This window comes from Streptomyces sp. NPDC052101, assembly GCF_040680235.1.
GTDB lineage: Bacteria > Actinomycetota > Actinomycetes > Streptomycetales > Streptomycetaceae > Streptomyces.
The window spans coordinates 43,711-68,143 of record NZ_JBFAWH010000030.1; the positions used below are offsets into that span (position 1 = coordinate 43,711).

The 24,433-nt window shown below is 69.3% G+C and carries 27 protein-coding genes and 5 pseudogenes; 16 read left to right on the plus strand and 16 right to left on the minus strand.

Features of this window, described 5'->3' with window-relative positions; genetic code table 11:
• Positions 1-5: 5 nt before the first annotated feature.
• Both AB0L75_RS35335 and AB0L75_RS35340 read left to right on the plus strand, forming a co-directional pair.
• Positions 6-842: a histone-like nucleoid-structuring protein Lsr2 gene (locus tag AB0L75_RS35335; RefSeq protein WP_365189544.1), complete on the plus strand. Its 837-nt coding sequence runs from the start codon at positions 6-8 to the stop codon at positions 840-842.
• A gap of 259 nt (positions 843-1,101) precedes the next feature.
• Positions 1,102-2,199 carry an integrase core domain-containing protein gene (locus AB0L75_RS35340; RefSeq protein ID WP_365189547.1) on the plus strand — a complete coding sequence of 366 codons (1,098 nt, stop codon included), beginning with the start codon at positions 1,102-1,104 and terminating at the stop codon, positions 2,197-2,199.
• Here the strand turns inward: AB0L75_RS35340 and AB0L75_RS35345 are convergent.
• From AB0L75_RS35345 to AB0L75_RS35355, 3 genes and pseudogenes are all read right to left on the minus strand, one after another.
• Positions 2,171-2,437, minus strand: a complete 267-nt coding sequence (locus AB0L75_RS35345) for a hypothetical protein (RefSeq protein WP_365189549.1) — start codon at positions 2,435-2,437, stop codon at positions 2,171-2,173. The genes AB0L75_RS35340 and AB0L75_RS35345 overlap by 29 nt on opposite strands.
• Positions 2,438-2,489: 52 nt before the next feature.
• A pseudogene (locus AB0L75_RS35350) lies at positions 2,490-2,942 on the minus strand (transposase); the annotation flags it as partial.
• A gap of 123 nt (positions 2,943-3,065) precedes the next feature.
• Positions 3,066-5,744 (minus strand): amino acid permease, encoded by a 2,679-nt coding sequence (locus tag AB0L75_RS35355; RefSeq protein ID WP_365189551.1) that lies wholly within the window; start codon positions 5,742-5,744, stop codon positions 3,066-3,068.
• A 318-nt stretch (positions 5,745-6,062) separates the two neighbouring features.
• On the opposite strand from AB0L75_RS35355, the pseudogene AB0L75_RS35360 reads away from it, so the two are divergent.
• Together AB0L75_RS35360 and AB0L75_RS35365 are read left to right on the plus strand one after the other, a co-directional pair.
• Positions 6,063-6,206, plus strand: a pseudogene (locus AB0L75_RS35360) (IS256 family transposase); the annotation flags it as partial.
• A gap of 440 nt (positions 6,207-6,646) precedes the next feature.
• Positions 6,647-6,769, plus strand: coding sequence for a hypothetical protein (locus AB0L75_RS35365; RefSeq protein ID WP_365189553.1), 123 nt, complete (start codon positions 6,647-6,649; stop codon positions 6,767-6,769).
• A gap of 299 nt (positions 6,770-7,068) precedes the next feature.
• Here the strand turns inward: AB0L75_RS35365 and AB0L75_RS35370 are convergent, their stop codons facing one another.
• Complete coding sequence (locus AB0L75_RS35370; RefSeq protein ID WP_365189555.1) at positions 7,069-7,272, minus strand: cold-shock protein; 204 nt, start codon at positions 7,270-7,272, stop codon at positions 7,069-7,071.
• A gap of 279 nt (positions 7,273-7,551) precedes the next feature.
• On the opposite strand from AB0L75_RS35370, the gene AB0L75_RS35375 reads away from it, so the two are divergent.
• Together AB0L75_RS35375 and AB0L75_RS35380 are read left to right on the plus strand one after the other, a co-directional pair.
• Complete coding sequence (locus tag AB0L75_RS35375) at positions 7,552-7,764, plus strand: hypothetical protein (RefSeq protein WP_365189558.1); 213 nt, start codon at positions 7,552-7,554, stop codon at positions 7,762-7,764.
• 145 nt (positions 7,765-7,909) lie between these two features.
• Positions 7,910-8,107 carry a hypothetical protein gene (locus AB0L75_RS35380; RefSeq protein WP_365189560.1) on the plus strand — a complete coding sequence of 66 codons (198 nt, stop codon included), beginning with the start codon at positions 7,910-7,912 and terminating at the stop codon, positions 8,105-8,107.
• A gap of 94 nt (positions 8,108-8,201) precedes the next feature.
• Here AB0L75_RS35380 and AB0L75_RS35385 read toward each other — a convergent pair.
• Positions 8,202-8,616 (minus strand): annotated as a pseudogene (locus tag AB0L75_RS35385) (helicase associated domain-containing protein); the annotation flags it as partial.
• A gap of 341 nt (positions 8,617-8,957) precedes the next feature.
• Here AB0L75_RS35385 and AB0L75_RS35390 point away from each other — a divergent pair.
• The 6 genes from AB0L75_RS35390 (at position 8,958) to AB0L75_RS35415 (ending at position 12,624) form a co-directional block, all read left to right on the plus strand.
• On the plus strand, positions 8,958-10,016 hold the full coding sequence (locus AB0L75_RS35390) for a DNA-directed RNA polymerase subunit alpha (protein WP_365189562.1): 1,059 nt from the start codon (positions 8,958-8,960) through the stop codon (positions 10,014-10,016).
• A 163-nt stretch (positions 10,017-10,179) separates the two neighbouring features.
• Positions 10,180-10,485 carry a hypothetical protein gene (locus tag AB0L75_RS35395; protein WP_365189564.1) on the plus strand — a complete coding sequence of 102 codons (306 nt, stop codon included), beginning with the start codon at positions 10,180-10,182 and terminating at the stop codon, positions 10,483-10,485.
• A 314-nt stretch (positions 10,486-10,799) separates the two neighbouring features.
• Positions 10,800-11,300 carry a hypothetical protein gene (locus AB0L75_RS35400; protein WP_365189567.1) on the plus strand — a complete coding sequence of 167 codons (501 nt, stop codon included), beginning with the start codon at positions 10,800-10,802 and terminating at the stop codon, positions 11,298-11,300.
• Between the two features lie 182 nt (positions 11,301-11,482).
• Positions 11,483-11,650 carry a hypothetical protein gene (locus AB0L75_RS35405; protein WP_365189570.1) on the plus strand — a complete coding sequence of 56 codons (168 nt, stop codon included), beginning with the start codon at positions 11,483-11,485 and terminating at the stop codon, positions 11,648-11,650.
• Positions 11,647-11,889, plus strand: a complete 243-nt coding sequence (locus AB0L75_RS35410) for a hypothetical protein (protein WP_365189571.1) — start codon at positions 11,647-11,649, stop codon at positions 11,887-11,889. Before AB0L75_RS35405 ends, AB0L75_RS35410 begins: the two co-directional genes overlap by 4 nt.
• A gap of 153 nt (positions 11,890-12,042) precedes the next feature.
• A complete protein-coding gene (locus AB0L75_RS35415) occupies positions 12,043-12,624 on the plus strand; it encodes a hypothetical protein (protein ID WP_365189574.1) in 582 nt (193 codons plus the stop codon).
• A 60-nt stretch (positions 12,625-12,684) separates the two neighbouring features.
• Here AB0L75_RS35415 and AB0L75_RS35420 read toward each other — a convergent pair.
• The 3 genes and pseudogenes from AB0L75_RS35420 to AB0L75_RS35430 all read right to left on the minus strand — a co-directional run.
• Positions 12,685-13,071: pseudogene (locus AB0L75_RS35420) on the minus strand (helix-turn-helix domain-containing protein); the annotation flags it as partial.
• Positions 13,072-13,300: 229 nt separating this feature from the next.
• Positions 13,301-13,504: a cold-shock protein gene (locus AB0L75_RS35425; protein ID WP_365189576.1), complete on the minus strand. Its 204-nt coding sequence runs from the start codon at positions 13,502-13,504 to the stop codon at positions 13,301-13,303.
• An 833-nt stretch (positions 13,505-14,337) separates the two neighbouring features.
• Positions 14,338-14,550 (minus strand): annotated as a pseudogene (locus AB0L75_RS35430) (IS6 family transposase); the annotation flags it as partial.
• Here AB0L75_RS35430 and AB0L75_RS35435 point away from each other — a divergent pair.
• Positions 14,516-14,821, plus strand: a complete 306-nt coding sequence (locus AB0L75_RS35435) for a hypothetical protein (RefSeq protein WP_365189634.1) — start codon at positions 14,516-14,518, stop codon at positions 14,819-14,821. The pseudogene AB0L75_RS35430 and the gene AB0L75_RS35435 sit on opposite strands and share 35 nt — an antisense overlap.
• 245 nt (positions 14,822-15,066) lie before the next feature.
• Here the strand turns inward: AB0L75_RS35435 and AB0L75_RS35440 are convergent, their stop codons facing one another.
• The 7 genes from AB0L75_RS35440 to AB0L75_RS35470 form a co-directional block, all read right to left on the minus strand.
• Positions 15,067-15,948 carry a GNAT family N-acetyltransferase gene (locus AB0L75_RS35440; RefSeq protein ID WP_365189578.1) on the minus strand — a complete coding sequence of 294 codons (882 nt, stop codon included), beginning with the start codon at positions 15,946-15,948 and terminating at the stop codon, positions 15,067-15,069.
• Between the two features lie 94 nt (positions 15,949-16,042).
• Entirely contained in the window at positions 16,043-16,207 is a 165-nt protein-coding gene (locus AB0L75_RS35445; RefSeq protein WP_365189581.1) for a hypothetical protein, read from the minus strand.
• Entirely contained in the window at positions 16,204-17,325 is a 1,122-nt protein-coding gene (locus tag AB0L75_RS35450; protein WP_365189584.1) for a radical SAM protein, read from the minus strand. Before AB0L75_RS35450 ends, AB0L75_RS35445 begins: the two co-directional genes overlap by 4 nt.
• Before the next feature lie 305 nt (positions 17,326-17,630).
• Positions 17,631-17,864 carry a hypothetical protein gene (locus AB0L75_RS35455; protein ID WP_365189586.1) on the minus strand — a complete coding sequence of 78 codons (234 nt, stop codon included), beginning with the start codon at positions 17,862-17,864 and terminating at the stop codon, positions 17,631-17,633.
• The gene (locus AB0L75_RS35460) at positions 17,861-18,064 is read right to left on the minus strand and encodes a hypothetical protein (protein WP_365189588.1); all 204 of its coding nucleotides are present in this window, start codon (positions 18,062-18,064) and stop codon (positions 17,861-17,863) included. Before AB0L75_RS35460 ends, AB0L75_RS35455 begins: the two co-directional genes overlap by 4 nt.
• Positions 18,061-18,234, minus strand: coding sequence for a hypothetical protein (locus AB0L75_RS35465; protein WP_365189591.1), 174 nt, complete (start codon positions 18,232-18,234; stop codon positions 18,061-18,063). The genes AB0L75_RS35460 and AB0L75_RS35465 overlap by 4 nt, the downstream gene beginning before the upstream one ends.
• Complete coding sequence (locus AB0L75_RS35470) at positions 18,231-18,434, minus strand: hypothetical protein (RefSeq protein ID WP_365189594.1); 204 nt, start codon at positions 18,432-18,434, stop codon at positions 18,231-18,233. The genes AB0L75_RS35465 and AB0L75_RS35470 overlap by 4 nt, the downstream gene beginning before the upstream one ends.
• A 632-nt stretch (positions 18,435-19,066) precedes the next feature.
• On the opposite strand from AB0L75_RS35470, the gene AB0L75_RS35475 reads away from it, so the two are divergent.
• Positions 19,067-20,089: a DNA-binding protein gene (locus AB0L75_RS35475; RefSeq protein WP_365189596.1), complete on the plus strand. Its 1,023-nt coding sequence runs from the start codon at positions 19,067-19,069 to the stop codon at positions 20,087-20,089.
• 14 nt (positions 20,090-20,103) lie between these two features.
• Here the strand turns inward: AB0L75_RS35475 and AB0L75_RS35480 are convergent, their stop codons facing one another.
• Positions 20,104-21,126: an NAD-dependent epimerase/dehydratase family protein gene (locus AB0L75_RS35480; RefSeq protein WP_365189628.1), complete on the minus strand. Its 1,023-nt coding sequence runs from the start codon at positions 21,124-21,126 to the stop codon at positions 20,104-20,106.
• 1,067 nt (positions 21,127-22,193) lie between these two features.
• Here AB0L75_RS35480 and AB0L75_RS35485 point away from each other — a divergent pair.
• Positions 22,194-22,364, plus strand: coding sequence for a hypothetical protein (locus AB0L75_RS35485; protein WP_365189599.1), 171 nt, complete (start codon positions 22,194-22,196; stop codon positions 22,362-22,364).
• Between the two features lie 75 nt (positions 22,365-22,439).
• Complete coding sequence (locus AB0L75_RS35490) at positions 22,440-24,392, plus strand: hypothetical protein (protein WP_365189601.1); 1,953 nt, start codon at positions 22,440-22,442, stop codon at positions 24,390-24,392.
• The last annotated feature ends 41 nt before the right edge of the window (positions 24,393-24,433 follow it).

Here is a 24,433-nt window from a genome sequence, read left to right on the forward strand (position 1 = left end):
ATCAGATGGACCCGCTCATCACGATGCAGTGCGGGACCATCCGGCACGAGATCGCCGACACCAGCACCTTCGCCAAGCACCTCGTCGTCCACTCCACCTCGTTCACCAGCGACGAGCCGGGCAAGGACGGCGCCTCCTACCAGGCCATCTACACCGAGCTCGCCGCGAACTCGGACCGCAACACCCAGATCGCCGCAGACATCGCCGACGCCTCCCGGCGCGGCCGGTGCTGCCTGGCCCTGAGCAACCGCGTCGAGCACCTCCACCAGCTCGCCACCGCCCTCGCTGCACACGGCATCGAACCTCTGCTCCTGCACGGCGGCATGCCGCAGGCCGAGCGTGCTCGAGTCCGCGCCCGCCTGACCGACGAGGCGACCAGCCCGCTGGTGCTCCTGGCCATTGACAAGCTCGCCGGGGAGGGCTTCGACGCCCCGAGACTCGACACGCTCTTCCTCACCAGTCCGATCTCCTTCAAGGGCCGGGTCATTCAGCAGGTCGGGCGGATCATGCGGAACACCGAGACGAAGAAGTCCCACGTCGAAGCCCACGACTACCTCGACGCCGATGTGCCCTGGCTGGAGCGAATGCACCACAAACGCCGACGGATTCTCGAACGCCGCGGCTTCACCGCCACCTCCCGCGACCGGCTGCCCCAGCCGCCGTCCCGCCCGGCCGTCCCCGCCCGCCGCCGACCGGATCCCTCGCAACCGACCGCGAACCCGCCGGTTGCCCAAGTGCGGCAGTGGGCCAAGGAACAAGGCATGGACGTTCCCGACCGAGGCCGGCTCCGCAGCGACATCTGGGACGCCTGGCACGCGGCCCACGCCCAACCCGTCAGCTGATCCAGCACCTCACCAAGACGCACCGGACAATCCCGGTCGCGGTGACGCTTCAGGGCAAGGGGACGGCACGGGCCAGAGGCTGAAGGTCTCCGTACACAGCGCCGCGTGCAGCGCGGCTGCGAGTTCGCGGGCCCTGCCCTTGCCGAATACCTCATCCGCCCTGGTGGGGACGGTGTGCGGGGTGTATGGGATCTTGACGCCGATCGCTCGGGTGGGTGCTCTGGCGCGGCTGCTGACGGCTGCGGCAGCATGATCGATCGTGCTGATGCGACTGGCCTATCTGGGCGTGGCGAATGCGTTCGCTCTGCTGCGCCTGCTGGCGATGAGTGGCCGGGACAAGGACGTGGAGATCCTGGCGTTGCGCCATCAGATCATGGTGCTGGAGCGGCAACTGGGCGGGAGCAGGCCGCGGTTCGACGCGGGTGATCGGGCGTTCCTGGCGGCGTTGCTGCATCGGCTCCCGCGGGACGTGCTGCGACGGGTGCGGCTGCTGGTGCGTCCGGAGACGGTGCTGCGATGGCACCGTGACCTGGTCACGCGCCGCCACGCGGCGCGTTCCCGGCCGAAGCGTCCGGGCCGGCCACGGACAGCGAACTCGGTCAGAGTCCTGGTGCTGCGCCTGGCGCGCGAGAATCCCACCTGGGGCTACAGGAGGGTGCACGGTGAGCTGCTCGTGCTGGGGATCAAGGTGGCCGCCTCCACGGTATGGGAGATCTTGAAGGAGGCCGGGATCGACCCGGCGCCCGAACGGAGCTCCACCACCTGGGGCGACTTCCTGCGCTCCCAGGCCGAAGCCCTGCTGGCCTGTGACTTCTTCGAAACGGTCACCCTGACCGGAGCGCGGGTGTACGTGTTCGCCGTCATCGAGCACGCCAGCCGCCGGGTCCGCATCCTGGGCGCCACCGCTCACCCGTCCGCATCCTGGGTGGCCCAGGCCGCGAAGAATCTCGTCATGGACCTCGAGGACGCCGGCTGCCGGGCCCGGTTCCTGATCCGGGACCGGGACGGGAAGTTCCCTGCGCTGTTCGACGAGGTCTTGAAGGACGCGGGCATCGCCGTGGTGCTCAGTGGAGTCCGGATGCCGAGGATGAACTCGGTCATGAAGCGGTGGGTGCAGACCTGCCGGCGAGAGCTCCTGGACCGCACGTTGATATGGAACCAGCACCACCTGCGCCACGCCCTGCGCGAGTTCGAGTGCTTCTACAACTCGCACCGGCCGCACCAGGGCATCGGCGACGCCCGCCCTCTCCACCCGTTGCCCACACCGATCACCGACCCGGCTCGTATCGTCGGCCTCGACGTACGAAGACGCGACCGGCTCGGCGGCGTCATCCACGAGTACCGGCATGCCGCGTGACCTGCGCGGACGAGATTTCCGGCAAGGGCAGGGCACCGGACACCGTGAGGAAGCGCGGCGATATCGGGCCGGGGTCTGGGACGATCATGCTTCCAGCTTCGATGAACCAGTTCGATCCGCAGCTGGCGCATACCTCGACCACCCGGGCAGCCGCCGCACCCTTGTACCCCTCCCGTAGTAGCTCGAAGTACCGCTTCTTCACCACGGTCGGCATCTTGTTGGGGGCGTACTTCGGCATCCGAACGCTCTCCTTCCGGGGCGTTCGCAACCACCGATAGATTTCAAGCGCGATCGAGCGGCCGGTTCTGCCATTCGGCCATGCCGTCCATGACCTTGGTGATGGTGGAGATGGTCTGTTTGGACACCTCCGCCCCGTAGATTTCGGCGAGATGAGCGGAGATCTCCCCGTGGGTGAGGCCCTTCGCCGAGAGCGACAGCACCATCTCGTCGACGCCGGTCAGGCGGCGCTGCCGCTTCTTGACGATCTGCGGCTCGAAGGTGCCGGCGGTGTCGCGGGGCACCTTCACCTCCACCGGGCCGACATCGGTCAGCACAGTCTTGGCCCGGGTACCGTTGCGGCTGTTGCCGTTGTTCTTCCCGGCCGGGTCGTGCTTCTCATAGCCGACGTGGTCAGTGATCTCGCCTTCCACGGCGGACTCCAGCACCCTCTTGGCCAGCTGCTGCAACAGCCCGCCCTCGCCGGTCAGCTGCAGCCCCTCGTTCCGGGCCCGGTCAACCAGCATCGCAACAAGCTGCTCGTCCGACACCGCACTCGACGGTGCCTGAACCACCTGCTCGGCCTGGTCGTTCTCCACGACGGTCTCCGTCATCAGACGCATCTCCTTGATCATCAGATCCGCCGTTGATTAGACACTCCCGGACGGCAGGGCCTGCTCCACCCAGATGGTCTTGCCGGTGGGCGTGTAGCGGGTGCCCCACCGCTGAGCCATCTGGGCGATGATGAACAGGCCGCGGCCGCCTTCGTCATCCGTCTCGGCGTGCCGCAGATGGGGTGAGGTGTGCCCGGTGTCGGACACCTCGCAGATGAGGCTCTGGTCGCGGATGAGCCGGACGTGGACCGGTCCGGCGGTGTAGCGGATGGCGTTGGTGACCAGCTCGCTGACGATGAGTTCGGTCGTGAACGCGAGATCGTCCAGGCCCCATGCGCTGAGCTGCTCCGTGGACGTGTTGCGTGCGTCGCCGACCATCGCGGGATCGGGAGGCAACTCCCACGCGGTCACCTGGTCCTTGGCAAGCATCCGGGTGCGGACGAGCAGCAGGGTCGCGTCGTCGTTCGCCGGACCCGGCAGGAGGGCCGCGATCGCGCGGTCACAGAGTTCTTCCAGCGGCCGGGGATACGGGGTGAGGATTTCGGCAAGTAGGCCGAGTCCGTTGTCGGGGCCGTCGGCGGCGGTCTGGACGAGGCCGTCGGTGAAGAGGGCGACGAGGCTGCCTGGGGGGAGCTGGAGTTCCGTGCTCTCGTACGGCAGACCGCCCACTCCCAGCGGCGGGCCCGCCGGTAGCTCCGGACACGTGGCGATGTCGCTGCCCGGCCGGAGGACCACTGCCATCGGGTGTCCGGCGCGCGCCATGGTGCACCGTCCGGACACAGGGTCGTACACCGCGAACAGACACGAGACCCCGAGCGCCTCTTCATCCGCCGACTTGCTGCCGGCCGCGCCAGGGGCGCCAGGCTTCCACGCCTCCTCCCGGGCGGACTGTCGGACCATGTCGTCCAGGCGGAAGAGGAGTTCGTCCGGGGCGAGATCGAGGCGGGCGAGGACGCGTACACACGTGCGCAGGCGTCCCATGGTGGCGGCGGCGCGCAGGCCGTGGCCGATCACCTCGCCGACGACCAGACCGACGCGCGTGCCCGAAAGCGGGATCGCGTCGAACCAGTCGCCGCCCACCCCGGTCCGGCTGTCGCCCGGAACGTAACGGCTCGCCAGGTCTACGGCGGTCTGCGGCGGTAGCCTGTCAGGCAGCAGGCTCCGCTGAAGTCTGAGTGCCGTGGTGTGCTCATGGGTGACGATCAGCATCAGCACGACGCCGATCACGAGGGCACCGATGCCCACGACGGTCACTCCGCCCGTCCGTCCGACGATCGGAAGGTCGAAGGACGTCTTGCCGTAGCCGGGATCGGCGTAGACGTCGAAGGCGGCGTAGCAGAAGAGGAAGAGCATCATCAGCCCGCCCAGACCCGGCAGCAGGCCCTTGAACAGGAAGTCCCTGCGGCCGCGGGTGAGCACGCGCCGGTAGTACCAGACGCAGGCGTAGCCGGTGAGCCCGTAGTAGAACGCGATCGCGAGGCCGATCGACCCGATGGAGTCGGCCAGGAAGTCATGGCTGATCACCGTCAGCAGAACCAGGAAGGCGATCGAAGCCAGGCCCATGCCGACGGTCGACCAGGTGGGGGTGAGGAATCTGCGGTGAACGCGGGCGAAGCGGGAGGGCAGGGCCTTGTGCGCGGCCATGGCGAAGACCGTCCGGGCCAGGGGCAGGATGGTGGTCTGGGTGGAGGCCGCCGAGGAGGTCAGCACCATGAGGATCAGCAGTTTGGTCAGGAAGATTCCCGGGCCGTGGCTGCCGAAGACGGCGGAGCCGAGCCCCGAGAGGACGTCGCCCGCGTTGTCCTCGTTGCCGAGCCCGATCCCGGAAGTGCCGACTCCGGCGAATGCCTGCACCGAGGTGGCCACCAGGGCGTAGGTGATCAGCAGCAGCACGGTGGAGACGACCGCGGCGCGCCCGGGGATACGTGTGCTCTCGGCGGTCTCCTCGTTGACCGTGACGGCGGTGTCCCAGCCCCAGTAGACGAAGACGGCGGCGAGGATGCCCGCGGTCAGCGCCTTGGCCGAGGGCACGTCGAACGGATCGAACCAGGAGGCGGAGACGTGGATCGCCGTCTCCGGGCTGCTGGTGTACGCCTTGACCAGGGCGGTAATGGCGAACAGCAGCAGGACGGCCACCTCGAGGAGAAGGAGAGCGCACTGGACGGCGGCCGAGATCTCGATCCCGATGTAGCAGATCGCGGTCATCACGCCGATCCAGACGACCCCCACGAGGGTGGTCCACATCCGGTGCTCCGCGAGTGCGTCGTAGCCGAGGAGCCGGAAGCTGTAGATGCCGGCGATCTCAGCGAGGTTCGCCATGACGATGATGTCGGCGACGATGATGCCCCAGCCGCCCATCCAGCCGACGCGCGGTCCGAAGGCACGCGTCGCCCAGGAGAACGTCGTCCCGCAGTCGGCGTTGCTCGCGTTGAGTTCCCTGTAGGCATACGCGATCAACAGCATCGGGATGAAAGCGAGCATCGTGATGATCGGCGCCTGACGGCCAACGGCCGCCACAATGAGGCCGAGCGTGGCCGCCAGGCTGTAGGCCGGGGCCGTGGAAGCCATACCGATGACCACGGAGGAGAACAGCCCCAGAGCGCCGGACCTGAGCCCCTTCCTTCCCGCACCGGCGCCCGGCGCGCCGGACGGGAGACGACCAGGGAACGGCTTCACACCGGATGCCGACTCCTCATCCTGCTCGGGCAATCCCATGGCCCGATCTTGCGATCACCTTCCCGATGTGATCCAGGAAGCCGCGCCGTGCACGGGAGAACCTACCCGTTCACCGGAGTCCACCGCCGCTGCCGCCTGAAACCCCCTCCTCACCTGGCCCACCCCCTCCTGCACGCCACCGCCCGCTACCACCACTACGACGCCTCGCCCACCCGAAACCGCTCCTTTTCCCCTCACCACCGCCCGGAACTCACCGCCTACGCGGGAGTGTTCAATGATCGGCGGATCCGATGATCAAGGAGACGCCAGATGAGCGACACCACCATCGAGCAGATACCGGGCAGCGAGCCGGCGGCGATGACCGCAGTGGCGAGTGACGAGCAGTTGGTCGCGATGCTCGTGGACCGGGCCCGCAGTGAGGGTCTGCAGCTGACCGGGGAGGGTGGGCTGCTCCAGCAGCTGACCAAGCGGGTCCTGGAGTCCGCCCTGGAGGGCGAGATCGGCTCGTTGGGAGTGCCCCGGCTCCGCGGCACGTGCTTCGGTGAACGCGACCTGCCAGGGCGCGGTCCCCGCCGGGACCATGGCCCGCGTGGACCAGGCGCTGTGCGGCGTCCTCGGACGGTAGTCGGGGGTCGTCCCTGCACGGGGCGGTCTCCCAGGTGCCCCGGCGGGCGGAGTTGGCGCGGTCCGTACCAGGCCGGGCGGGGAGGGACGGACCGCGGACACCAGAACATGTGTCGCCCGGCCAACGCGCAGCCCCGCCTTCGCCGCCGTGGACGCCCCGGGAACGGAGGTCGTCTTCGAGCGCCTGGCGGTGACCGAGCAGCAGATTGCCGACTACGGGCTGCCCACCGCGCCGCCGAAGGTCAGTGATCACCGCTCGTTCAGCGGCACCTCCACCACCCAGGCCGAGGCCCTGCCGTCCCGACGTCCTCGCCGCCGTGCTCAAGGCCGCGATCACCTCCCACCGAGATATGCGCGTCCTGGCGGCACTCCTTGGACACGAGGAAGAAGAGCGCCGCCGTCTCCTGGAGAGCCTCGGATACGACCCGGACGCCGACTGAACAAGTGCGCCGGGTTCATCCGGCCCTGTGCGTCGCTCGTCCGGGCCGGGTGCCGCCGAGTGCCGGTTGCCGTGCGGGGTGATCGGGTCGAAGGCCGGCCGGCGCTTGTCTCGCCTCGATTTGGTGTTGGGGCCCCATACACCCAGCTTGATGACCGCCGTGACGGTCTCGCCCTCTACCGCGATCTCTTCTGCGTGGGCAGCGGTGGATCGGAATCTTCCCGCCTTCGGGGGCGGGTAGGACCGAAGAAGCCCCAGCTGGGATGTACCCACCGGCTGGGGCTTCTTTTGTGTTCGGTGTTACGCGGGGCGGATGTTCTCCGCCTGCGGGCCCTTCTGGCCCTGCGTGACGTCGAACTCGACCTTCTGGCCTTCCTGGAGCTCGCGGAAGCCCTGGGCGGCGATGTTCGAGTAGTGGGCGAAGACGTCCGGGCCGCCGCCGTCCTGCTCGATGAAGCCGAAGCCCTTTTCCGCGTTGAACCACTTCACAGTGCCCTTGGCCATGCCTGTCTCCTTCGAGGGGACTCGTATCGGGTCCCGCACCGTGCGGGACCCGGAGGTGATCGCCCTGGTCCGGAGAGGCGTTGAACAGCGAAAACGCCCGTGATGGCGATCACGGGCGAACGGGACTTCGGAACCACGACTGCTGATCACGACGTTACACCGGCTGGTGGCGCTCGACCATAAAGAACCACGAACGCAACGTGACCCTTGGGGCGACCGGCCGCCACTGACAGCCGTCTCCCAAGTGCGCCTCATCTGGCGCTGGGTGAGGCTGAGGCTATGGCTGAGCGTCGCGTGATCGTGGATGCGCCCGGTGAGGGCGGTGGCAGGCAGGTGCATGTCGACGGCGAGTTCCTCGGTAAGGCGTACAGCCTGCACGATCTGAGCGTGTTCCTTCAGCGTGCGGGGTTGGAGGGCGTGGATGAGGTGGATGTGCTGGAGCATCCGCTGATCGAGTGGCATGGCGGCGGTCCGGAGGTGTGGGAGCGCTGAGGGCCCCGCCGCGACCCTGGCGGCCGGGTGTCACCCGTTCGGCCCATAGCGGTCGCTGTCGCACATGGGTTCGGGTTCGCTGGGCAGGGCGCCCCGACCCGTAACTCGGGGCCTTTCAGCATCTTCGAGCGAAGGAGACACGGTCATGCCCCGAGGCAAGATCCAAATGTGGGACCGGACGCAGGGGAAGATCCGGAACGATGAAGGTGGTCCCGAGCTGGACTTCACCATCGGCGACCTCCTGAATCCCAGCGAGGCCCGGCGTTTGCAGAAGGGGGACCCCGTCGAGTTCCACTTCGACGGGGAACAGGAACGACACGCGGTCGCGGTCGAGAAGGCCTGAGTCTCGAAAGCACCGTGCGGCAGGCGCCACCCCGCTCACCTTGGGGTGGTGCCTGCATGGGCTTGTGAGTCGCGGAGTCAGCCTCAGCGACCGGTCACGCCCACTCCACGCCCAGCTCGGTGAGCGCGGCGAGCTGATCGGCGGCGAGCTTGTCGCGCCTCGACTTGGTATTCGACACCCACACGCCCAGCTTCACGACCACAGGTTCCGCCTCACCGTCGACCGAGATCTCTTCTGCGTGGGCCCTGGGGACGCGGTGGTGGCCTTCGCGGGCGATGTACTGCGCGAGGGCCTGAACGCCTCGCTGGAACGCCTGCTGCGCCTTGCCCAGGCCCCTTCGTCGCACGCCCGGTCGCAGGGGCGGGAGACGGCGCCTCAAGCGGTTGCATGCCGAGCTTGGACAGTCAGTTCTGCTGCTCGGCTGACAGCTGCGCCCAGGTGCCGGGCTGCTTCTGCTGCTTCAGCCATTTGCCGAGGTCGTCGCCGTCCATGAGGACGCCGGGGGCGATCCCGCGCCGTCCGCACTGGCTCGGTGAAGAGCATCCGCGTGCGCCTCAAAGTACGGCCCGGCCCCTTCCACCCCAGCCGGTACCGCCATGCAACGCCCCCAGCGCGCTCACCCCGCACGACGAAACGGCTGGGTTCGATGTCAAAGGGTCTGCCCAGCCAACGGTGTAGCTCGTGTGGTGTGAGTTATCGGCGGCCCAGGGTGGGTCGGCCGCCGAAGGCGATGCCGAGCGCCTCGGTTGGATGACAGCATCGCCCGTACCCTTGGCCGTACCGACATCGGGCTGCCGCCCGGGTGGGGCGGCATCATATGGCGGGTGCCGAAGACTGGAGGCAACTTCTCATGTTGATCGCTCAGCGTCCCACTCTCACCGAAGAGATCGTGGGCGAGTACCGGTCCCGGTTCGTCATCGAGCCGCTGGAGCCGGGCTTCGGCTACACCCTCGGCAACTCCCTGCGCCGCACCCTGCTCTCCTCGATCCCCGGCACCGCCGTCACCAGCATCCGGATCGACGGCGTGCTGCACGAGTTCACCACCGTGCCGGGCGTCACACAGGACGTCACCGACCTCATCCTCAACATCAAGCAGCTCGTCCTCTCCTGCGAACACGACGAGCCGGTCGTGGTGTACCTGCGCAAACAGGGCCCCGGCGTGGTCACCGCCGCCGACATCACCCCGCCGGCCGGCGTCGAGGTGCGCAACCCCGACCTGGTGCTGGCCTCGCTGAACGCCAAGGGCAACCTCGAGATGGAGCTGACGGTCGAGCGCGGCCGCGGCTACGTCTCCGCCGTGCAGAACAAGCAGGTGGGCCAGGAGATCGGCCGGATCCCGGTCGACTCGATCTACAGCCCGGTGCTCAAGGTCACCTACAAGGTCGAGGCGACCCGCGTCGAGCAGCGCACCGACTTCGACAAGCTGATCGTCGACGTCGAGACCAAGCCCGCGATGCGTCCGCGCGACGCGGTGGCCTCGGCGGGCAAGACGCTGGTCGAGCTGTTCGGCCTGGCCCGCGAGCTGAACGCCGACGCCGAAGGCATCGAGGTGGGCCCCTCACCGACGGACCCCGCGCTCGCGGCCGCCACGGCGATCCCGATCGAGGAGCTGGAACTCACCGTCCGTTCCTACAACTGCCTCAAGCGCGAGGGCATCCACTTGGTGGGGCAGCTCGTGGCACGCAGCGAGGCGGACCTGCTCGACATCCGCAACTTCGGTGCGAAGTCGATCGACGAGGTCAAGGAGAAGCTGGCAGACATGGGCCTGGCGTTCCAGGACAGCCCGCCCGGATTCGACCCGACCGCCGCCGCCTTCGGCGCAGGCGACGACACGGGCTTCACCAAGACCGAGCAGTGCCGAACCGCTCCGACGGCGTCGCCACGCGGCTCATTCTTGCAACGGCCGTGAGCAGCGTCCCGCTATCCCGTTCGGCCGTATCCCGGCCGATCCTCAAGAGCAGTAGATTTCTTCTTAGGGCAATTTCCGCAGTCATTTTCTGAATGCCTTGGTTGCCCACCGGCGTGACAGCCCACGGCCTTCCCGCAGCCCACCGGTGGAAGGAGGTGAACTAGTGAGCGACATCGAGCAGGAGCCTCCCGCACCCGAGGAGGCCGGTACCACCGCCGAGGAAGCAGCACAGCCCCCGGCTGAAGCGGCAGAGGAAGCAACTCCCGAAACCCCCACAGCTGAAGAGGCTGAAGCCACCGCCGAGGAAGCAGAGGCGACCTCCGCGACTGAGGAGGCCGAGAGCGCTGCCGAGGAAGCAGCACAGCCCCCGGCTGAAGCGGCAGAGGAAGCAACTCCCGAAACCCCCACAGCTGAGGAAGCTGAAGCCACCGCCGAGGAAGCAGGGGAGCCCCCGGCTGGTTCATCCTGATCCCACTCCCGCCACGGCCCCGCCCGGCAGGACGGGGCCGCCGCGCGGCCCTGGCGAGTTCGCTGGTGCGGGCCGGGTCGCGGGCGATGGCGGTCATCTGGGTGCAGTCCAGCGCGTGCAGGGCGGCCGGCGCGGTGGCGGCCCTCGCGCCTGCCCCGAGCACCGTGGCCGATCCTGCCCGGGGGCCCCGGCGTGTCGCGCAGAGCCTGGAGCATGCCGTACACGTCGGTGTTCTCGCCGAGGAGCCGGCCGCCGACGACGGTGACGCTGTAACCCCGTACGCACCGGCCATCCGGCCTCTACGCTCGGCTCCCGTGACCGAACCCAGCAGGCAGCCCCGCCGTGAGGGAAACCTGAGCAACAAGCAGGTGGCCCTCCTCGTCGAACTGTTCAACGGCCAGACCAACCGCATCGCGGACATCACCGCGATGCTCGTCAAATACGCCCAGGCCGGTGGCAAGGACTGGGAAACCTACGAGCGCATCCTGGACCGCCTCGCCCGCGAGGGCATGAAACTCATCCAGTACGGCCGCGGCCCGCTCCAGCCCGGCCTGGAGAAAGCCGCCCGCGTGCAGATCGAGCAGGCCGCCGGGACCACCGCCCGCCAGGGCGGCATGCGCGAACACCTCCACCAGCGCGCTGCCGCCTCACTCCTGGCCACCGTGTGGTTCGCCGGACAGCACCACCTCGTCGAAGCAGACGACTGGCCCGACATCCTGCCCGCGGTCGTCCTCGGCGCCGTCCGGCAGGCCCCCGGCATCGACGACGACCCCACCATGGGCAACCTCTGCGACACCGACGGACCCCGCCGATAGCCGTACCCACAGGGGACAAGTCAGCCGCTCAAGACCGGCCCCGCTATCCCTTCCGGCCGCATCTCTGCCCCCCTACGAGGCCGGGGACCTGCCGCTCAAGCCCGGCGACGACGATGCGGCAGGCGGCTGCCGCGCATGGGTATAGGGGTCCTGAAACCGCTGATGTCTCCGGAGAGCCGCTCATGATCTACAACCCGCTCCACCGTCCAAAGGGCGCCCCCGTGCCGGGTGCGGCCCATGGCAAGCCCGGTCCCTTCGGTCCCTTCGGCCGCCACGTCGCCGACGAGAACGAGGACGTGCCGCCGCAGTGGCACACGTCCGTCTCCGCCCCGCGGGATGAGGAGCGGTGAGCGGGCTGCGGCGGCAGGTCCTGGCCGCCTTCACCGGCGAGCAGGTCCCCACCGGCCGGCGTGAACACCTCCTTGCCCTCGGTGCCGCCGAGCTCGCCCACGCCCGCCGTCCCGCCGGCGGCGCAGCCTCGACCTCAAGGGACGTCCAGGTGATTGCGCTTCAGGAGTTCGGCCTGCTCCTGGACGACCGGGCCGCCGCTGCGGCCCTCGCCGAGCGCCAGCTGTCGACGGTCAGGTAATTACGTGACGTTCCATACCAGCACCAGTGAAGCCTCCCGGTGCCACACCGGGAGGACTGGACAGGGTGTCTAGTGCTCTGACCGCATAGCACCTGCGGCGTAGCCTGATCGCCGCGGCCGGACCGGCCGCACTCAGCGCGAGGAGGCATTCCGGTGGACTGGATCACCGCTGCCGTTCAGGGGCCCAACACAAGCAGCAGTCCCGTCTGGCTCTCGGCGGTCCTCGGCGGCGTCGGCGCGATGGTAGGCGGCGGCCTCACCTCGACGGTCGCCTGGCGGACTCTGTCCGACACGAAGAAGGCCAGGAAGCAGGCCGCGGAGAAGGACGCGACGGCGATCATCACCACCGCACTCTTGGAAGCCCATCAGAGGTACATGAACAACGACGTCGGATTAGACCCAGCGCCCGACAACTTCGACACTTGGACGGGCTACTTCCTGTCGACGTTCGGTGAGGCGGAAGTGGCCGTCATGACGCTCCATAGCGAGGCCCTGCGCAGGCGCATTACCGCGTCTCTGTGGTTGCTGGCCTGGGGGGCCTATGACACGCAGCTGCTGCACGAAACACACCTCGACACTCGTACTTTGGCGTATGCCGCGCACAAGGACGCGATGGCCTGCCTCGGCGCGAACCTTCGCAGCGAACCGTTGCCCAGGCCGACGAAGACGTGGACGGCTGCGGACTTCCAGATGTCAGTGCGAGAGTATCCGCGCGGGGCTGAGGAAGACGAGTGACGTACCGGGCAGCGCCTTCATCGGCGCTCTCGGCAGGCGGCCGACCTGCTGCCAGCGGTCTCGGCCGTGGACTTTCCGCAGGTATGCGGCGAGTTTGCGCAGTGACCAGCGGGTGAAGGGCTGGCCGAGCTTGGTGGGGCGGGTGGTGGCCGTCTGGATGACGAAGTCCTCGTCGTCAGTGCTGAGCAGGCGGGGACGGCCTCCCGCCCACTGAGGGTCCAGGCAGGCTAGGCCGATCTCATTGAACCGGTGGATCACATCGCGCACGGTGTCCTCGTCGGCCTGCACCAACTGGGCGATCACAGGCACCCGGTTTCCGCCGGCGGACGCCAACAGCATCATCGCCCGGCGATATCGAACCAAGTTGGTGCTGCCCCGGCGCACGATCTGCTGCAGCTTCTGCCCTTCCTGGTCGGTCAGTCTGCGCACACGGACAGGCTCGGCCACCACACCCCCAGCGGTCGGCATGGACGTCACCGCACATCCAACCGCCACGACCACCAACACGGCGAACCTATGCGGTCAGAGCACTAGCCAGAGGTTTTGCCGGACACACGGCCCACCCGGCCACGCCTGGCGAAAGGGGGTGCCGCGCTCGGCGTCGGGGGTGAGCGCGGCCGGACACGCAAGGCCCAAGCCCTCCACGCACGGTGCCGGGCCTGTTGGGGTGCTGGGGTCAGATGACGCGGATGTTCTCCGCCTGGGGGCCCTTCTGGCCCTGGGTGATGTCGAACTCCACGTGCTGGCCCTCCCGCAGTTCGCGGAAGCCCTGAGCGGCGATGTTGGAGTGGTGGGCGAAGACGTCCGGGCCGCCGCCGTCCTGCTCGATGAAGCCGAAGCCCTTGTCCGCGTTGAACCACTTCACAGTGCCCTTGGCCATGTCTGTCTCCTTGGAGGGGGTTCGGGCCCGCGCGGTGCGGGTCCGGAGGTGATCGCCCTGGTCCGGAGAGGGCTGGACAGCAAAGCGCCCGCGGGCAAGGTGACCGCGGGCGAACGACTTCGGAACCACGACTGCTCTGTGGATCGCGCTAGTCCTTTTGCGGGGGCACTGCCAGGCCGAAACCCCGCCGCCCCGTCGCGCGCCGGTGCAGGAGCCGCTGAGGGCGACCGCCAAGGTCACCAAGACCTACCGCCACGACCTGCCACCCCAGGCCCGGCCCTACTCGTACCGGCGGCCGGGCCGGTGTCCGAAGCCGCGCAGCCGTCCCAGGGACCGGCACCCGCCGAGCCGCGCCCGTTCTGATCACTGCCGCCCCGGTGTACCCGGCGGCCCATGCGGTGGCCTGTACGGAGCAGGGCCGTGCGGCTGTGACGGCGCACGACCCCGTTACCCCTCGCCACCGGGACAGGTCTTGGAGAGCCACGGTGACACACCGGGTGAACGACGCTCCGGCCCTCCAGGCGACGGGCGGGGCCTGAACAGCCCGGGAGTGGCGGGCGCGGCGCGAGCCCCAGAGGGCCCGGAGCGTCGGAGTGCCGCTCGGACACCGGCCGACAAGGAGGTGAATACTCCGGGCCCCGCCCTGGGGAGCTGGCCCATCCCACTGCCTGCGCCCCTCGGGCGTCGGCCGTTGTACCGCACGAGTCCTCCGAACGGGCGCGCGGGACTCCCCGTGTTCACGGGGAGTCCTTCTGACGGTGCTGTCAACTTGTGGGGTCTGGTGGGGAGTTGAGGTGCGCTGGGGGTGGGGGCGACTGGTCGTGCCTACTGCTTCAGGCGGATGCCGTTGCCGTGCAGCCGGTGATCTGGCGCCAGGTGGTGAAGCGTTCGGTCATCTCGTGTCGGTAGTCGGCGGCGGTGAGGAGATGGCGGCGGGGCCGGAAGTGCGGTGAGATCCCGCTGAACGTGGACAAGAACTTCTGGGCATGGCCGGGTGAGGTGAGGCGCGGCATGGCGCGCTCCCGCTGCCGGGTCGGCTGGTTCGAGAAGGAGGACCCGGCCACGATCCCCGAACCGAGGGCTGACGCGTCTGCCCATTTTGAGGTCGATGGGTGCGCCGGCGATGAGCGGGCGGCTCGGAAGGTTCCGTATGACGAGCCTGGTTCCCTTGCGATGCTCTTGGACGTGAAGATGCAGGACGACCACTTCTTCGACCTTGTCCGGTTCTTGAACGAGAAGGCAATGCGGCGGGACCCTGGCCGGTACGCCGAGCTGGCGCGGTCGTTCGCTGGCCGGGTCACCGCCGAGACCGGCTGATCAAGGGCCGAAGCGGTTCCACTGGAAACGGCGACGGTCCTCACCTCTGCGGGTGGGGACCGTCGCCGTTTGGTCGCCGGGGTGCTGGGACACCCCGGCCTCCGTTCGCTTCACCGCCCTGGCAGAGCCGGGGGGCGGTCTGTGTCCATGGCGTCCGACCGTATGCGGGTGCTGGAACAGGGGGCTGCGGGTTCGAACGATCGTCGGTCCAGGGCACCGCTTCAGGGGCGCTGGGTGGGCATGCGTCACGCGACCGTCCGCGTACACACGAAGCCCAGTGAGGTCAGGCCCTCGGCCGTGCACAGCCGGTCGGAGGCGCCCCCGACCTCGGTCTGAAGTAGCTGGTAGGCGGCTCCGTGCTCGCGTCCCCAGTGCATGGCGGCGCGCCACAGTGCGCGGCCGTATCCGCGGCCTCGTGTCTCGGTCAGGACGCCGAAGTACTGCGGGAGGAGCTGGGTTCGTCCGTCGGCGTCCGCCATGGTGTCCATCGGGCCGATCGCGCCGACGATCCGGGCGCCGTCGGTGATGGTCAGCACGGGGCCGACGCCGGTGCGCATCTGCTCGTACAGGAAGGCGAATCCGTCGGCTTTCATCTCTTCCGCGAAGGCGCCGAACGACTCGCGGGAGTGGGCGTCCCGCTCGCCCCAGGGGCGTACGTCCGTACCCGGGTCGGCCTCTTCCATGCCGGGGGTGAAGGTTTTCAACTGCACGCGCGTGCCGGTGTCCTGGGCGTAGGTCTCGGGTTGCTCCGGGCCGAGGAGCCACACGATCCGGGCCCGTGCCGCGTGGACGGTGGCGAGCTTCACGGCCAGGTCCGCGCCGGCGCTCAGGCTGTCGGGCTGCTGCCCGAACACGTGGACCTTCACCGTGCGGACGGCGCCGCGTTCGGTCAGTGTGGGTACGAGGGTCTGTGTCTCGGCATGCTCGATGTCACCCGTCAGGATCTGCTCGGCCTTGACGGCCCCCCAACGCTGGTCTTTGTCGTAGGGCAGGAAGGCGCCGGTGCCGGAGACCTGACACACGGCCTCGAACAGGGCTGGGAGCGGGGCATCGGGGTGTACGGGGCCGAGAGTCGGCACGTAGGGCACGGGCAGCACGGGATGGATCCAGTCCCAGTGGAGGCGCATGAGCGCACGCTACTCATCTGCCGCACACGGCGCAGGCCCCGGCGGAAGTTCACCGGGGCCTGCGTGTTCACGACCGGATCAGACAGTGATCAGGTCAGTTGGGGTTGTCGTCACCGGCCGCGCAAGAGCAGGCGCTGCCTTCCATCAGGGCGTCGGCGTCGGCCTCGATGAGGAGCGTCGAGGTGGCGACGAGCGCGGACGGGATGGCCGGGCGGACGATCGGCGGGCGGGATGTGATCGTGACGGGTACGGCACTCATGGGTGCACCATCTCCTTGGTGTCTCCGTGTTGGCAGTACATCCCCAGTGGGGCCTTCGCCTCCTGATAGACCTTGGCGAGCGGTCGGCACACCCGGCAGGAGCCGGAGAGCGAGCAGCCCGTACAGCCACCGGTGCGAAGCATCAGGCGGTCGGAGATCTCTCCGAGTCGGCGTAGTCCGTCGATGCCCTCGGTCATGAGGTCGATCTGATCGTCTCGGCCGATCTTGCAGATCGAGACCTTGGCGTGAGGGTCGGCGTGGAAGAAGGTCACACCTGCGTTGCAGCCCTCGAACACGGGGCGCTTGCGCAGGAACTCTGTCGACTGGACGAGGAGGGGGTCACCCTCGCCTGAAAAGGTCGGCTGCATGTTCGTGTAGACGTGGTGGTCCAGGCCCCAGCCCTGGACGACGGCCTTCATGGCGTCGACCTCATGGGCGTTGTCGTCCGTGACCACGATGGACACCCGCAGCGGCAGGGCGGCATTGCGGGCCGCGGCCATGAGTTTGCGGAAGTTCTTCCACGCGCCCTTGCGCTGGGTCAGTTCGTCGAACGATTCCTCCGTGGCGCCGTACATGCTGACGACGACGCGATACGGAGGGCAGTCCCGGAACAGCCGCAGAAGATCCGGCTTCCACAGCCGCGAGGCGTTGGTCGAAACCGTCAGCATCATGCCTTGGCGGTACGCGTAGCGGTAGGCGCCCTCGAAGTCCGGGTCGACGGTGGGTTCACCGCCCGTGATCTGGAGCCACAGGACGCCGGAGTCACGGAAGATGTCGATCAGCTTGACCTTGTCGTCCCAGCTCAGACCGGCTAGCGGGCGCTCGCCCAGGTAGCAGTGTTTGCAGCCGAAGTTGCAGTAGAGGTTGATTTCCCAGCTTGCCCGCGCGAAGGCGAGTTCGGTTGGCTCGCGCACCAGGAGCGCCGACCGGGCGGCCTTCCCGTCCAGGTCGAGGCTCCAGGCGTCGGCGGCGGTCTGCACCAGCCAGGCAGGCACGGTGTTGTCGGCTCCGGCGCGTACTTCCTCGTACAGGTCGGTCGGCAGGCGCACGCAAGCGGGACTGCCCGGCCGCACGGCCAGGAAGCCATCCAGGAACGGGCTGACGATCAGATCGTGCACGGGTCCTCTCCTCACGGTGGTGGTGCGAGGGGCCCGGCCGGGGCGGGGAGGTGGAGCGACTGCCCCGGCCGGGGGTTGTGGTGGCCGCCGCCGTGGTGGGTGGGCGGCGGCCGGTGGGCCGGGCTCTCCTCGGGGGTGGAGCGCCCGGCCCGGGTCCCCGCACGGTCGGTCTTGCCTGGGCCATGTACCGCGCGGGGGGTCTGTGCCGCCCCGGTCGCCGTGGCGGGCGTGGGATGGCGCCACGGCGGGGGCGGATCTGGTGACCGGCGGCCGGGGGAACCGTCCTTCACCCCGGCCGCCGGGGTTCAGGGGACCGGCGGCCGGGTGCCGTACCGGTCCGGCTGGATGTCGGGCCGGTCCGTGAGGGCCTGCGCTGGCGGATAGTCGGGCTGGGTCGCGGCCGGGACCGCGCGGGCCGTGTGTACCTGCACGCCCACCAGGGTGATCCCCGCAAGGTTCGCCGCGAGGAACGCCAGGCCGACCGTACGGCCGCCCTCGGACGGCCCCCGGTGCCTACCGGGTTCACGCCGCGCGCTCACGACGGCTCCCAGGTGCCGCGCCGGGCGATCAGCTCGACGGCTGCCCACGACGTGGGCCATTCCTCCGCGAGGCCGCCGCCGGAGCGAGGGCGCAGGATCGGTGCCCCTTCACGGACGTCGGTGAGGACGCCTTCGCGGCCCCGGGAAGTGTCGCGGACGAGGTCACCGACCCCGGACGACTGGCGCATCGGCGCGGTCACCGTTCTGCCTCCGCCGCGGCGGGGGTCTCGCGCCGGCGCCTGCGGTTGATGCGGTCGATGACGGCCGCGCTGTCCGGCTGGTCCGCGACTCGGTCCCGGTACTCCTGCCAGACCTCGGGCGTCCAGCGCTCCACGGCCAACACGAATCCGTCGTCGGTGGGCTGTCTCATGCTGCCACCGCCGGGACGCCGTACAGGCCCGCGCAGCAGGGGCAGGCACACAGGTCGCCGACCGGGTACCGGGGTGATGCCGTGCCCGCGCACCAGGCGCACGATGTACCGGCGCGCTGGCGGTCCGTCAGCCGGTCACGGTCGATGGTGGGAGCGTCCACCAGCCCCGGCAGGGGGTAAGGGGTCGTGCGCGTCGTCATGGGTCTGCCTCGCGCTGCGGGTAGTCGGTGCCTCGGCCGTGCCCCACGGGGAGGGAGGCGCGGCCGGGGTCGGGTGCCGTCGCGCTCTGGTGATCGACGGATTACGGAGCGTCGAGCGACGACGCACAGATTCCGCCCGGTGAGGGTGTCATCGCCATGCCGCGGTGGATGTCATCTGCCGCTCTTTCAGGTGAGTGACGTGTCGGCCGGGTAGCGTCAACGTGTCATGTGCGCTGGGGGTGTTGCGCTGCCGAGGGGTTCGCGGTTCCCCTTCCAGTGAGGGAAGTACCGGCGCGCTCGCGCCGGCAGACCACCGCAGACGAGGGAACGAGATGAGCAAAGACGCTCGTACGCTCCTCAAAGTCTTAGTTGATCAACGCCGCTGGCGATACAGGGACTTTGAGCGTGAGTTCCGCCGCACGGCCGCGCGGGTCCTCGATGAGGGCTCGCGGAATCTGACCGTGTCGGAGGCGCAGTTCCGCCGCTGGACAGCCGGGAAAGTGGAGACCCTGCCGAGTCCGGAGGCGTGCGCCGTGCTGGAGCACATGTTCGGGGTCCCGGCGGCAGCGCTGTTCGATCCGCCTCCCTCTGTGGCACCCGAACCCGCGTTCAACCTGGAAGACGTAATTGAAATGACTGCACGTGATGCCCAGAGCGAGGCGGCCGAGGCCGCCGCCGCTTCCATCTCGGATACGACCCTTGACCAGCTACGAGACGACGTGGCCACGCTGGCGCTCGCCTACAGCGCGACGGCCCCCTTCGACGTGTTCAAGCGGGCCCGGGAACTGCGCGAGGGGGCCGAGGCAGCACGCGGCCGGACGCAGGTCCCGGCACAGGCTCAAGACCTCCTGATCGTGGCCGGGCAGGCGTGCGCGCTGCTGGCCACAGCCGCATTCGATCTCGGGTCGCTGGACGGCGCAAAGCGCCTGTGCCGGTCGGCGGCCCTGTACGGGGAGACCGCGCGCTTCGATCCGCTGCGCGCCTTCGCCGGCGGAACGCTCGCGTACCTCGCGTACTTCTCCAGCCAGCCCGCGGAGGCCGCGCGGCTGGCGCGGCAGGCCCAGACGTTCACGGGTCTGGGAGACGTGGCGCGGCGCAGGCTGGCCGCGATCGAGGCCCGCGCCTTCGGCTACCTCGGGGATCCCATCGCCGCTCAGAGGGCGCTCCATGGCTCGCAGGCGGACGGTCAGGACGTCACGGACGAGCTGCACGACGGCATCGGCGGAGAGTTCGGGTTCACGGCTGAGCGGCTGGCCATGTCGAACGCCTCGACGTGCCTCCTGCTCGGCGACGGGGACCAGGCGGCGGCTGCCGCCGCACGGGCTCTGGAGCTGGCGGACCAGCGGCCGGAGGCGGTGCGTTCGGCCCGGGTGGTCGGCGGGGCGGCTGCTGATCTGGCAGCCGCCCGGCTGCTGCGCGGGGACCTGGACGGCGCGGCCGACGCATTGGAGATCGTGTGGACTGTGCCGCGCGATCAGCGCGCCACCGGGCTGCTGACCCGTACCGCCCGGGTACGGCGTGCCCTGACGGTCGAGCGGTTCCGGGGCGCCGCGCTCGCGGGGGAACTCGGAGAGCAGATCGAAGACTTCACCCGCATGTCCGCCCAGCACCAGCTAGGGACCGGCGGCGGCCCCGTCGCCGCCCTGGAAGGCTGACCCGCGCCAGTCGCTCACTCGCCCCCGAGAGAGGCCAGAATCTTGGCTTCCTTCTCGGGGGCGATTCCGTGCAGGTCCCACCGCGGATGGGCGACAGGGCGGCCGTCAGCCTGGAGCCACGCCCAAGTGTCCGCGATCGTCTCGCGGAGCGGGCGGCAGCGGAGCCCGGCCGCCATGGCGCGGGAGGAGTCGACCGCCCATACCCCGGCGTGCGTGCGCCACAGCGGCAATTCCGTCCACTGCGTAACGCCGTGCCGAGCGAGGTCTTCCGGGGACGTCCACAGGGGGCGCCCGGCACCGCCGGTCACGTTGAGGCAGCCCGTGATGAACTCGGCGAAGGTGGGCCCGTCAGGGTGGGCGATGTTGAAGGCTTCGCCGGCAGCTTCGGCGGCCTGGTCCAGGGCGAAGGCGGCCACGTCGCGGACGTCGACCGGCTGAATGCGTTGGTTGGCCGGTGACGGGGCGAGGATCCGGCCGCCGCGCGCGGCCCGGGTCAGCCACCAGGGCAGGCGGCCGACGTATTCGCCAGGCCCGAGGATCACCCCGGGCCTGAGAAATACGGCGCGGTCGCCGAGCGCTTCGGCTACAGCCCTCTCGCCGCCCGCCTTCTGGAACCCATACCGCGTGGGTGAGCCATCCGCCCCGGTGTAGCCGAACGTGTTGTCGGCGTCCGGCGGGCAGTCGAGCACCGGGGACGCCTCGGTGAGTGTGTGATGGGGCCAGTCGGCATACACAGACACGGTGGAAACGTGCACCCACCGGCCCACCTGACCGGCCAGAGCCCGCGCAGCCAAGAGGACGTCACGGGGCGGCAGTTCCCCGCTGGAGGTGTCCACCACGGCATCCCACGGGCCAGCGGCAGCGAGATGCGAGAGGGCGGCGGCGTCCGTGCGGTCACCGTGGATGGCCTCCACGCCGGGGGCATCGGGACCGGAGCGGCCCCGGTTGAACGTCGTCACCTCCCACCCCCGCCGGCGCGCACCGGTGACGATCTCCTTGCCAAGGAACCACGTTCCACCCAAGACCAGAATTCGCATACGCCTGATCTTGCCCGCCGCCACGGCGTTCCCGGAGCCGCCCCCCGAGTTGTCTTCTTCGCGGTCTGGCACCGCCCGGCGCGGACAGCGCTCCCGTGGTGCGGGGGTGTGCGCGTTGCGTACCGACATCGTGGTGCTGATTAGTGAGTGTTTTTGATCCTGGCCTGGTGACTGCGCTGCGTCGTCTCACCTCTCTGGACGTGGTGACCACAGCGAGTTCGGATCCGTCAGTTGGGTCGGCCGAAGCACTTCCATCTGTACATGCGCTTCAACAAGCTGCCGCTACCCGCCCTGATGCTCCTTCGCGCTGGCGCCCGTTCGGGTGATGACTCCTGTCGCGATCACCCGTCAAGGGGATGATCCAACTCGACTCCCCATGAAAGGACACGAGTGACATGATCAAGCGACGGATTATCCACGCACTGGCCGTAACAGCCGCGCTCGTGGGGACGAGTCTCGCCCCCCTGAGCCAGGCCCATGCGGCTCCGGCGTACCGACAGTCGGCCGCCGACGCACCTGCTTCTGCTGCTCGGGCGGCGTCGCGGCTCGCCCCGCCATGCCCCTATTCGCCTCGCGTAAAGGGAATGAATAACCCTGGCGGGCATTACTACCAGGTAACGGTCACCGAAAATCGGTGCGGGTATCAGGTCCGTGCCGTGGAGTACGTCGACTGTTACTTCCCCAACCCCCAGCCTCCTGGCGACCCTGCTCACTCCGAAGGGTGGGTCTATGGGAACGCGGTCACCAAGCCTGGCCAGACAAGCGAGGCTGACGGCGGTCTGTTCTGCGCCACTTCGAGGCGCGGCGGGTACCAAGTCAGCGTCGAAAACGGGAACTGGGTCTATACCGAGTTGTGGAATCACACGTCATGAGGGGACCAGCCCGCCGCGGCTACTTCAGGAACGGGGCACACGGCTGACCGGGTCATGCTGTAGCAGGCCCCCGCTGTCAGACAGCGGTCTGGAGTCCGTTTCCATGACTCCAGACCGCCCCGGGTTTCGACCAGCTGAGCGGCTGACGACCGTCGCGCGCAGGGTCGTAGTCCGGGGCCCAGGACGGGAGTTGGCATGCCGCTTCAGACCGTCGGCTTCGGCTTCTTTGCCCAGCCGCGGGCGGGCTGCTTCCGGGTCAGCCGCCTGGTCATGAGGGTGATGACCCGACGGCTCACCCGCCGCAAGAACCGTCCCGCCGAACGCCGTGATGTCGCCCACGGCTACGTGATGCCAGAAACCGCCTGAAGACGACCAGCGGGCTCAACGGTGCCTCGTGTCGGCGTGCTTGCCGTCGTGCGTGGGGCAGGCCAGCATGCTCGGGTGGCAGCCGATTGGTTGGAGCAGAGCCTGCTCGACGCGGTCCGCGACGGCGAGATGCTGGACCTGGCCGGTGACGGGCCGGTCGACGAGGCCGCGATGCGGTCCTGGGACAGCACTCACACCGTCCCGGCGGCGTTGATCCGTGACCTGGTCCGCGGCCGCCGGGACATCGAGGCGGACCCGCACGGGCTGCGGCTGCGCGGGGCGCGCATCACCGGCCGCGTCGACCTGGCGAACATCACCAGCGATCTGCGGGTCGAGCTGGTCGACTGCTTCGTCCCCGACGGTCTGAACCTGTGCGACAGCCGGCTGCCCGGCCTCGTGCTGGACGGTTCCTGTTTTGGGCACCCCGCGGGTTCGCACGACCCACCGGTTGACGCCGCACGCTTCACCGCGCCGGTGATGACGATGCGCGGAGCGGTTGCCAACGCCGACACACCTTCCGGCGCGGTCCGGTTCCTCGGCGCCCACATCGGTCTGCTGGATTGCGACGGTGCGCGGCTGGCGAACACGTCCGGTCCCGCCCTGCACGCCGACGGTCTGCGGGTCGACCGAGCCGTGTTCCTCCGGGCCGGGTTCCGGGCAACCGGCGCGGTCCAGCTGGTCGATGCCCACCTCGGTCTGCTGGATTGCGACGAGGCGCGGTTGGAGAACATGTCCGGACCGGCCCTGTACGCCGACGGTCTGCGGGTCGACCGAGCCGTGTTCCTCCGGGCCGGGTTCCGGGCAACCGGCGCCGGACACTCCGTGCTGGCCTTGAACGGCGTGTCGGTCGGAGGTTCGCTGTGGTTGGACACCAGCGGGGTGACTCGGTCGGGTCAGGCCACGGGGGCCCTGGTCGGCATCGACGGGCTGACCTACGCGGACCTGCCGGCGCCGGTCGGGTTGTCCCGGTGGCTGGAGCTGTTGCGTGACCACACGCCCGGCTACTCCGCTCAGCCGTACCAGCAGTTGGCCGCCGTCCACAGGGCGGCCGGTCACGACAGCGAGGTGCGGGACATTCTCATGGCGCAGCGGCGGGACCAGATCGACCGCGGCGGGTCTCGGCGGCGTGACCGGGCCTGGGCCCGATTCACCGGGCTGGCCCTCGGCTTCGGTTATCAACCCTGGCGAGCGCTGCTGCTGTTGTTCGCCGTCCTCGCCAGCTCGGTCGCGCTGGCGGTTGTCCTCGGCGGGCCGGGCGGCGGCCTGGAGCACACCGCCCGCGCGAGCACACCCAAGACGCCCTGCAGCATCGTGGAGCGGGTCGGCGTGGGTTTGGATCTGGGTCTGCCGGTGGTCAAGACGGGGGCGCAGGACCTGTGCGCCCCCACCGGCACCCGTGCAGGGCAGACCCTCACCGCGACCTCCGCCACGCAGGTAGCGGCGCGTCCCGGTCATCGGGACACCACCCCCACGAGCCCCGGGGACAACACCCTCGCGTGCCATCAACTCGCCCTGGTAGCCCCTCACTTCGCACCATCCGACCGCCTCGCCCGGCAGAGAAGGGCGTACGGCCCCGGCGCCCGAAGCGGCCCCGCATCCATCGAACGCGCAGGCTCACGCCTCGCCGGACCGAGCGCGCCGCGCGTGCCAGGCCCGTTTGCGGCAGGCGGGAGAGCAGTACACCGCCGTGACCAGGCGGTCGACCCCGACCGTCCACGCCGCCCCGCACTGCGGACACGAGGCCGTCAGGCCGGCCTTCACCGCCTCGGTCCGAGCCCTCGCCCGGCGCATTCGCCGCCAGTGCCTCGAACGGCACGCCGTTTCACAGAACACCGCCGTCGACTTCGCCGACGGCATCAACGGCCCACCGCACCCCCGGCACAGCCGTGGCCCGCCCCCGTCGACCGCGACGACGACCAGACGCAGCCGGGGCACACCGTCCCTGCCCATACACCCACCGTACGGCCGGCGGTTCCTGCGGCCCAGTCGTTGCTTCGGGCGGATCCACCCGAAGCAACGAGCCCCTGAACTGCATCAACAGACCAGTCGACGTGTCACGCAAGGACCTG

Bases quoted from the DNA above. Each gene is read 5' to 3' on its own strand.
- AB0L75_RS35335 (WP_365189544.1), top strand. From the start codon at position 6: ATGGACCCGCTCATCACGATGCAGTGCGGGACCATCCGGCACGAGATC.
- AB0L75_RS35345 (WP_365189549.1), bottom strand. From the start codon at position 2,437: ATGCCGAAGTACGCCCCCAACAAGATGCCGACCGTGGTGAAGAAGCGG.
- AB0L75_RS35355 (WP_365189551.1), bottom strand. From the start codon at position 5,744: ATGGGATTGCCCGAGCAGGATGAGGAGTCGGCATCCGGTGTGAAGCCG.
- AB0L75_RS35370 (WP_365189555.1), bottom strand. From the start codon at position 7,272: ATGGCCAAGGGCACTGTGAAGTGGTTCAACGCGGAAAAGGGCTTCGGC.
- AB0L75_RS35375 (WP_365189558.1), top strand. From the start codon at position 7,552: ATGGCTGAGCGTCGCGTGATCGTGGATGCGCCCGGTGAGGGCGGTGGC.
- AB0L75_RS35380 (WP_365189560.1), top strand. From the start codon at position 7,910: ATGCCCCGAGGCAAGATCCAAATGTGGGACCGGACGCAGGGGAAGATC.
- AB0L75_RS35390 (WP_365189562.1), top strand. From the start codon at position 8,958: ATGTTGATCGCTCAGCGTCCCACTCTCACCGAAGAGATCGTGGGCGAG.
- AB0L75_RS35405 (WP_365189570.1), top strand. From the start codon at position 11,483: ATGATCTACAACCCGCTCCACCGTCCAAAGGGCGCCCCCGTGCCGGGT.
- AB0L75_RS35425 (WP_365189576.1), bottom strand. From the start codon at position 13,504: ATGGCCAAGGGCACTGTGAAGTGGTTCAACGCGGACAAGGGCTTCGGC.
- AB0L75_RS35435 (WP_365189634.1), top strand. From the start codon at position 14,516: ATGGCGCGCTCCCGCTGCCGGGTCGGCTGGTTCGAGAAGGAGGACCCG.
- AB0L75_RS35440 (WP_365189578.1), bottom strand. From the start codon at position 15,948: ATGCGCCTCCACTGGGACTGGATCCATCCCGTGCTGCCCGTGCCCTAC.
- AB0L75_RS35445 (WP_365189581.1), bottom strand. From the start codon at position 16,207: ATGAGTGCCGTACCCGTCACGATCACATCCCGCCCGCCGATCGTCCGC.
- AB0L75_RS35465 (WP_365189591.1), bottom strand. From the start codon at position 18,234: ATGAGACAGCCCACCGACGACGGATTCGTGTTGGCCGTGGAGCGCTGG.
- AB0L75_RS35470 (WP_365189594.1), bottom strand. From the start codon at position 18,434: ATGACGACGCGCACGACCCCTTACCCCCTGCCGGGGCTGGTGGACGCT.
- AB0L75_RS35475 (WP_365189596.1), top strand. From the start codon at position 19,067: ATGACTGCACGTGATGCCCAGAGCGAGGCGGCCGAGGCCGCCGCCGCT.
- AB0L75_RS35480 (WP_365189628.1), bottom strand. From the start codon at position 21,126: ATGCGAATTCTGGTCTTGGGTGGAACGTGGTTCCTTGGCAAGGAGATC.
- AB0L75_RS35485 (WP_365189599.1), top strand. From the start codon at position 22,194: ATGCCGCTTCAGACCGTCGGCTTCGGCTTCTTTGCCCAGCCGCGGGCG.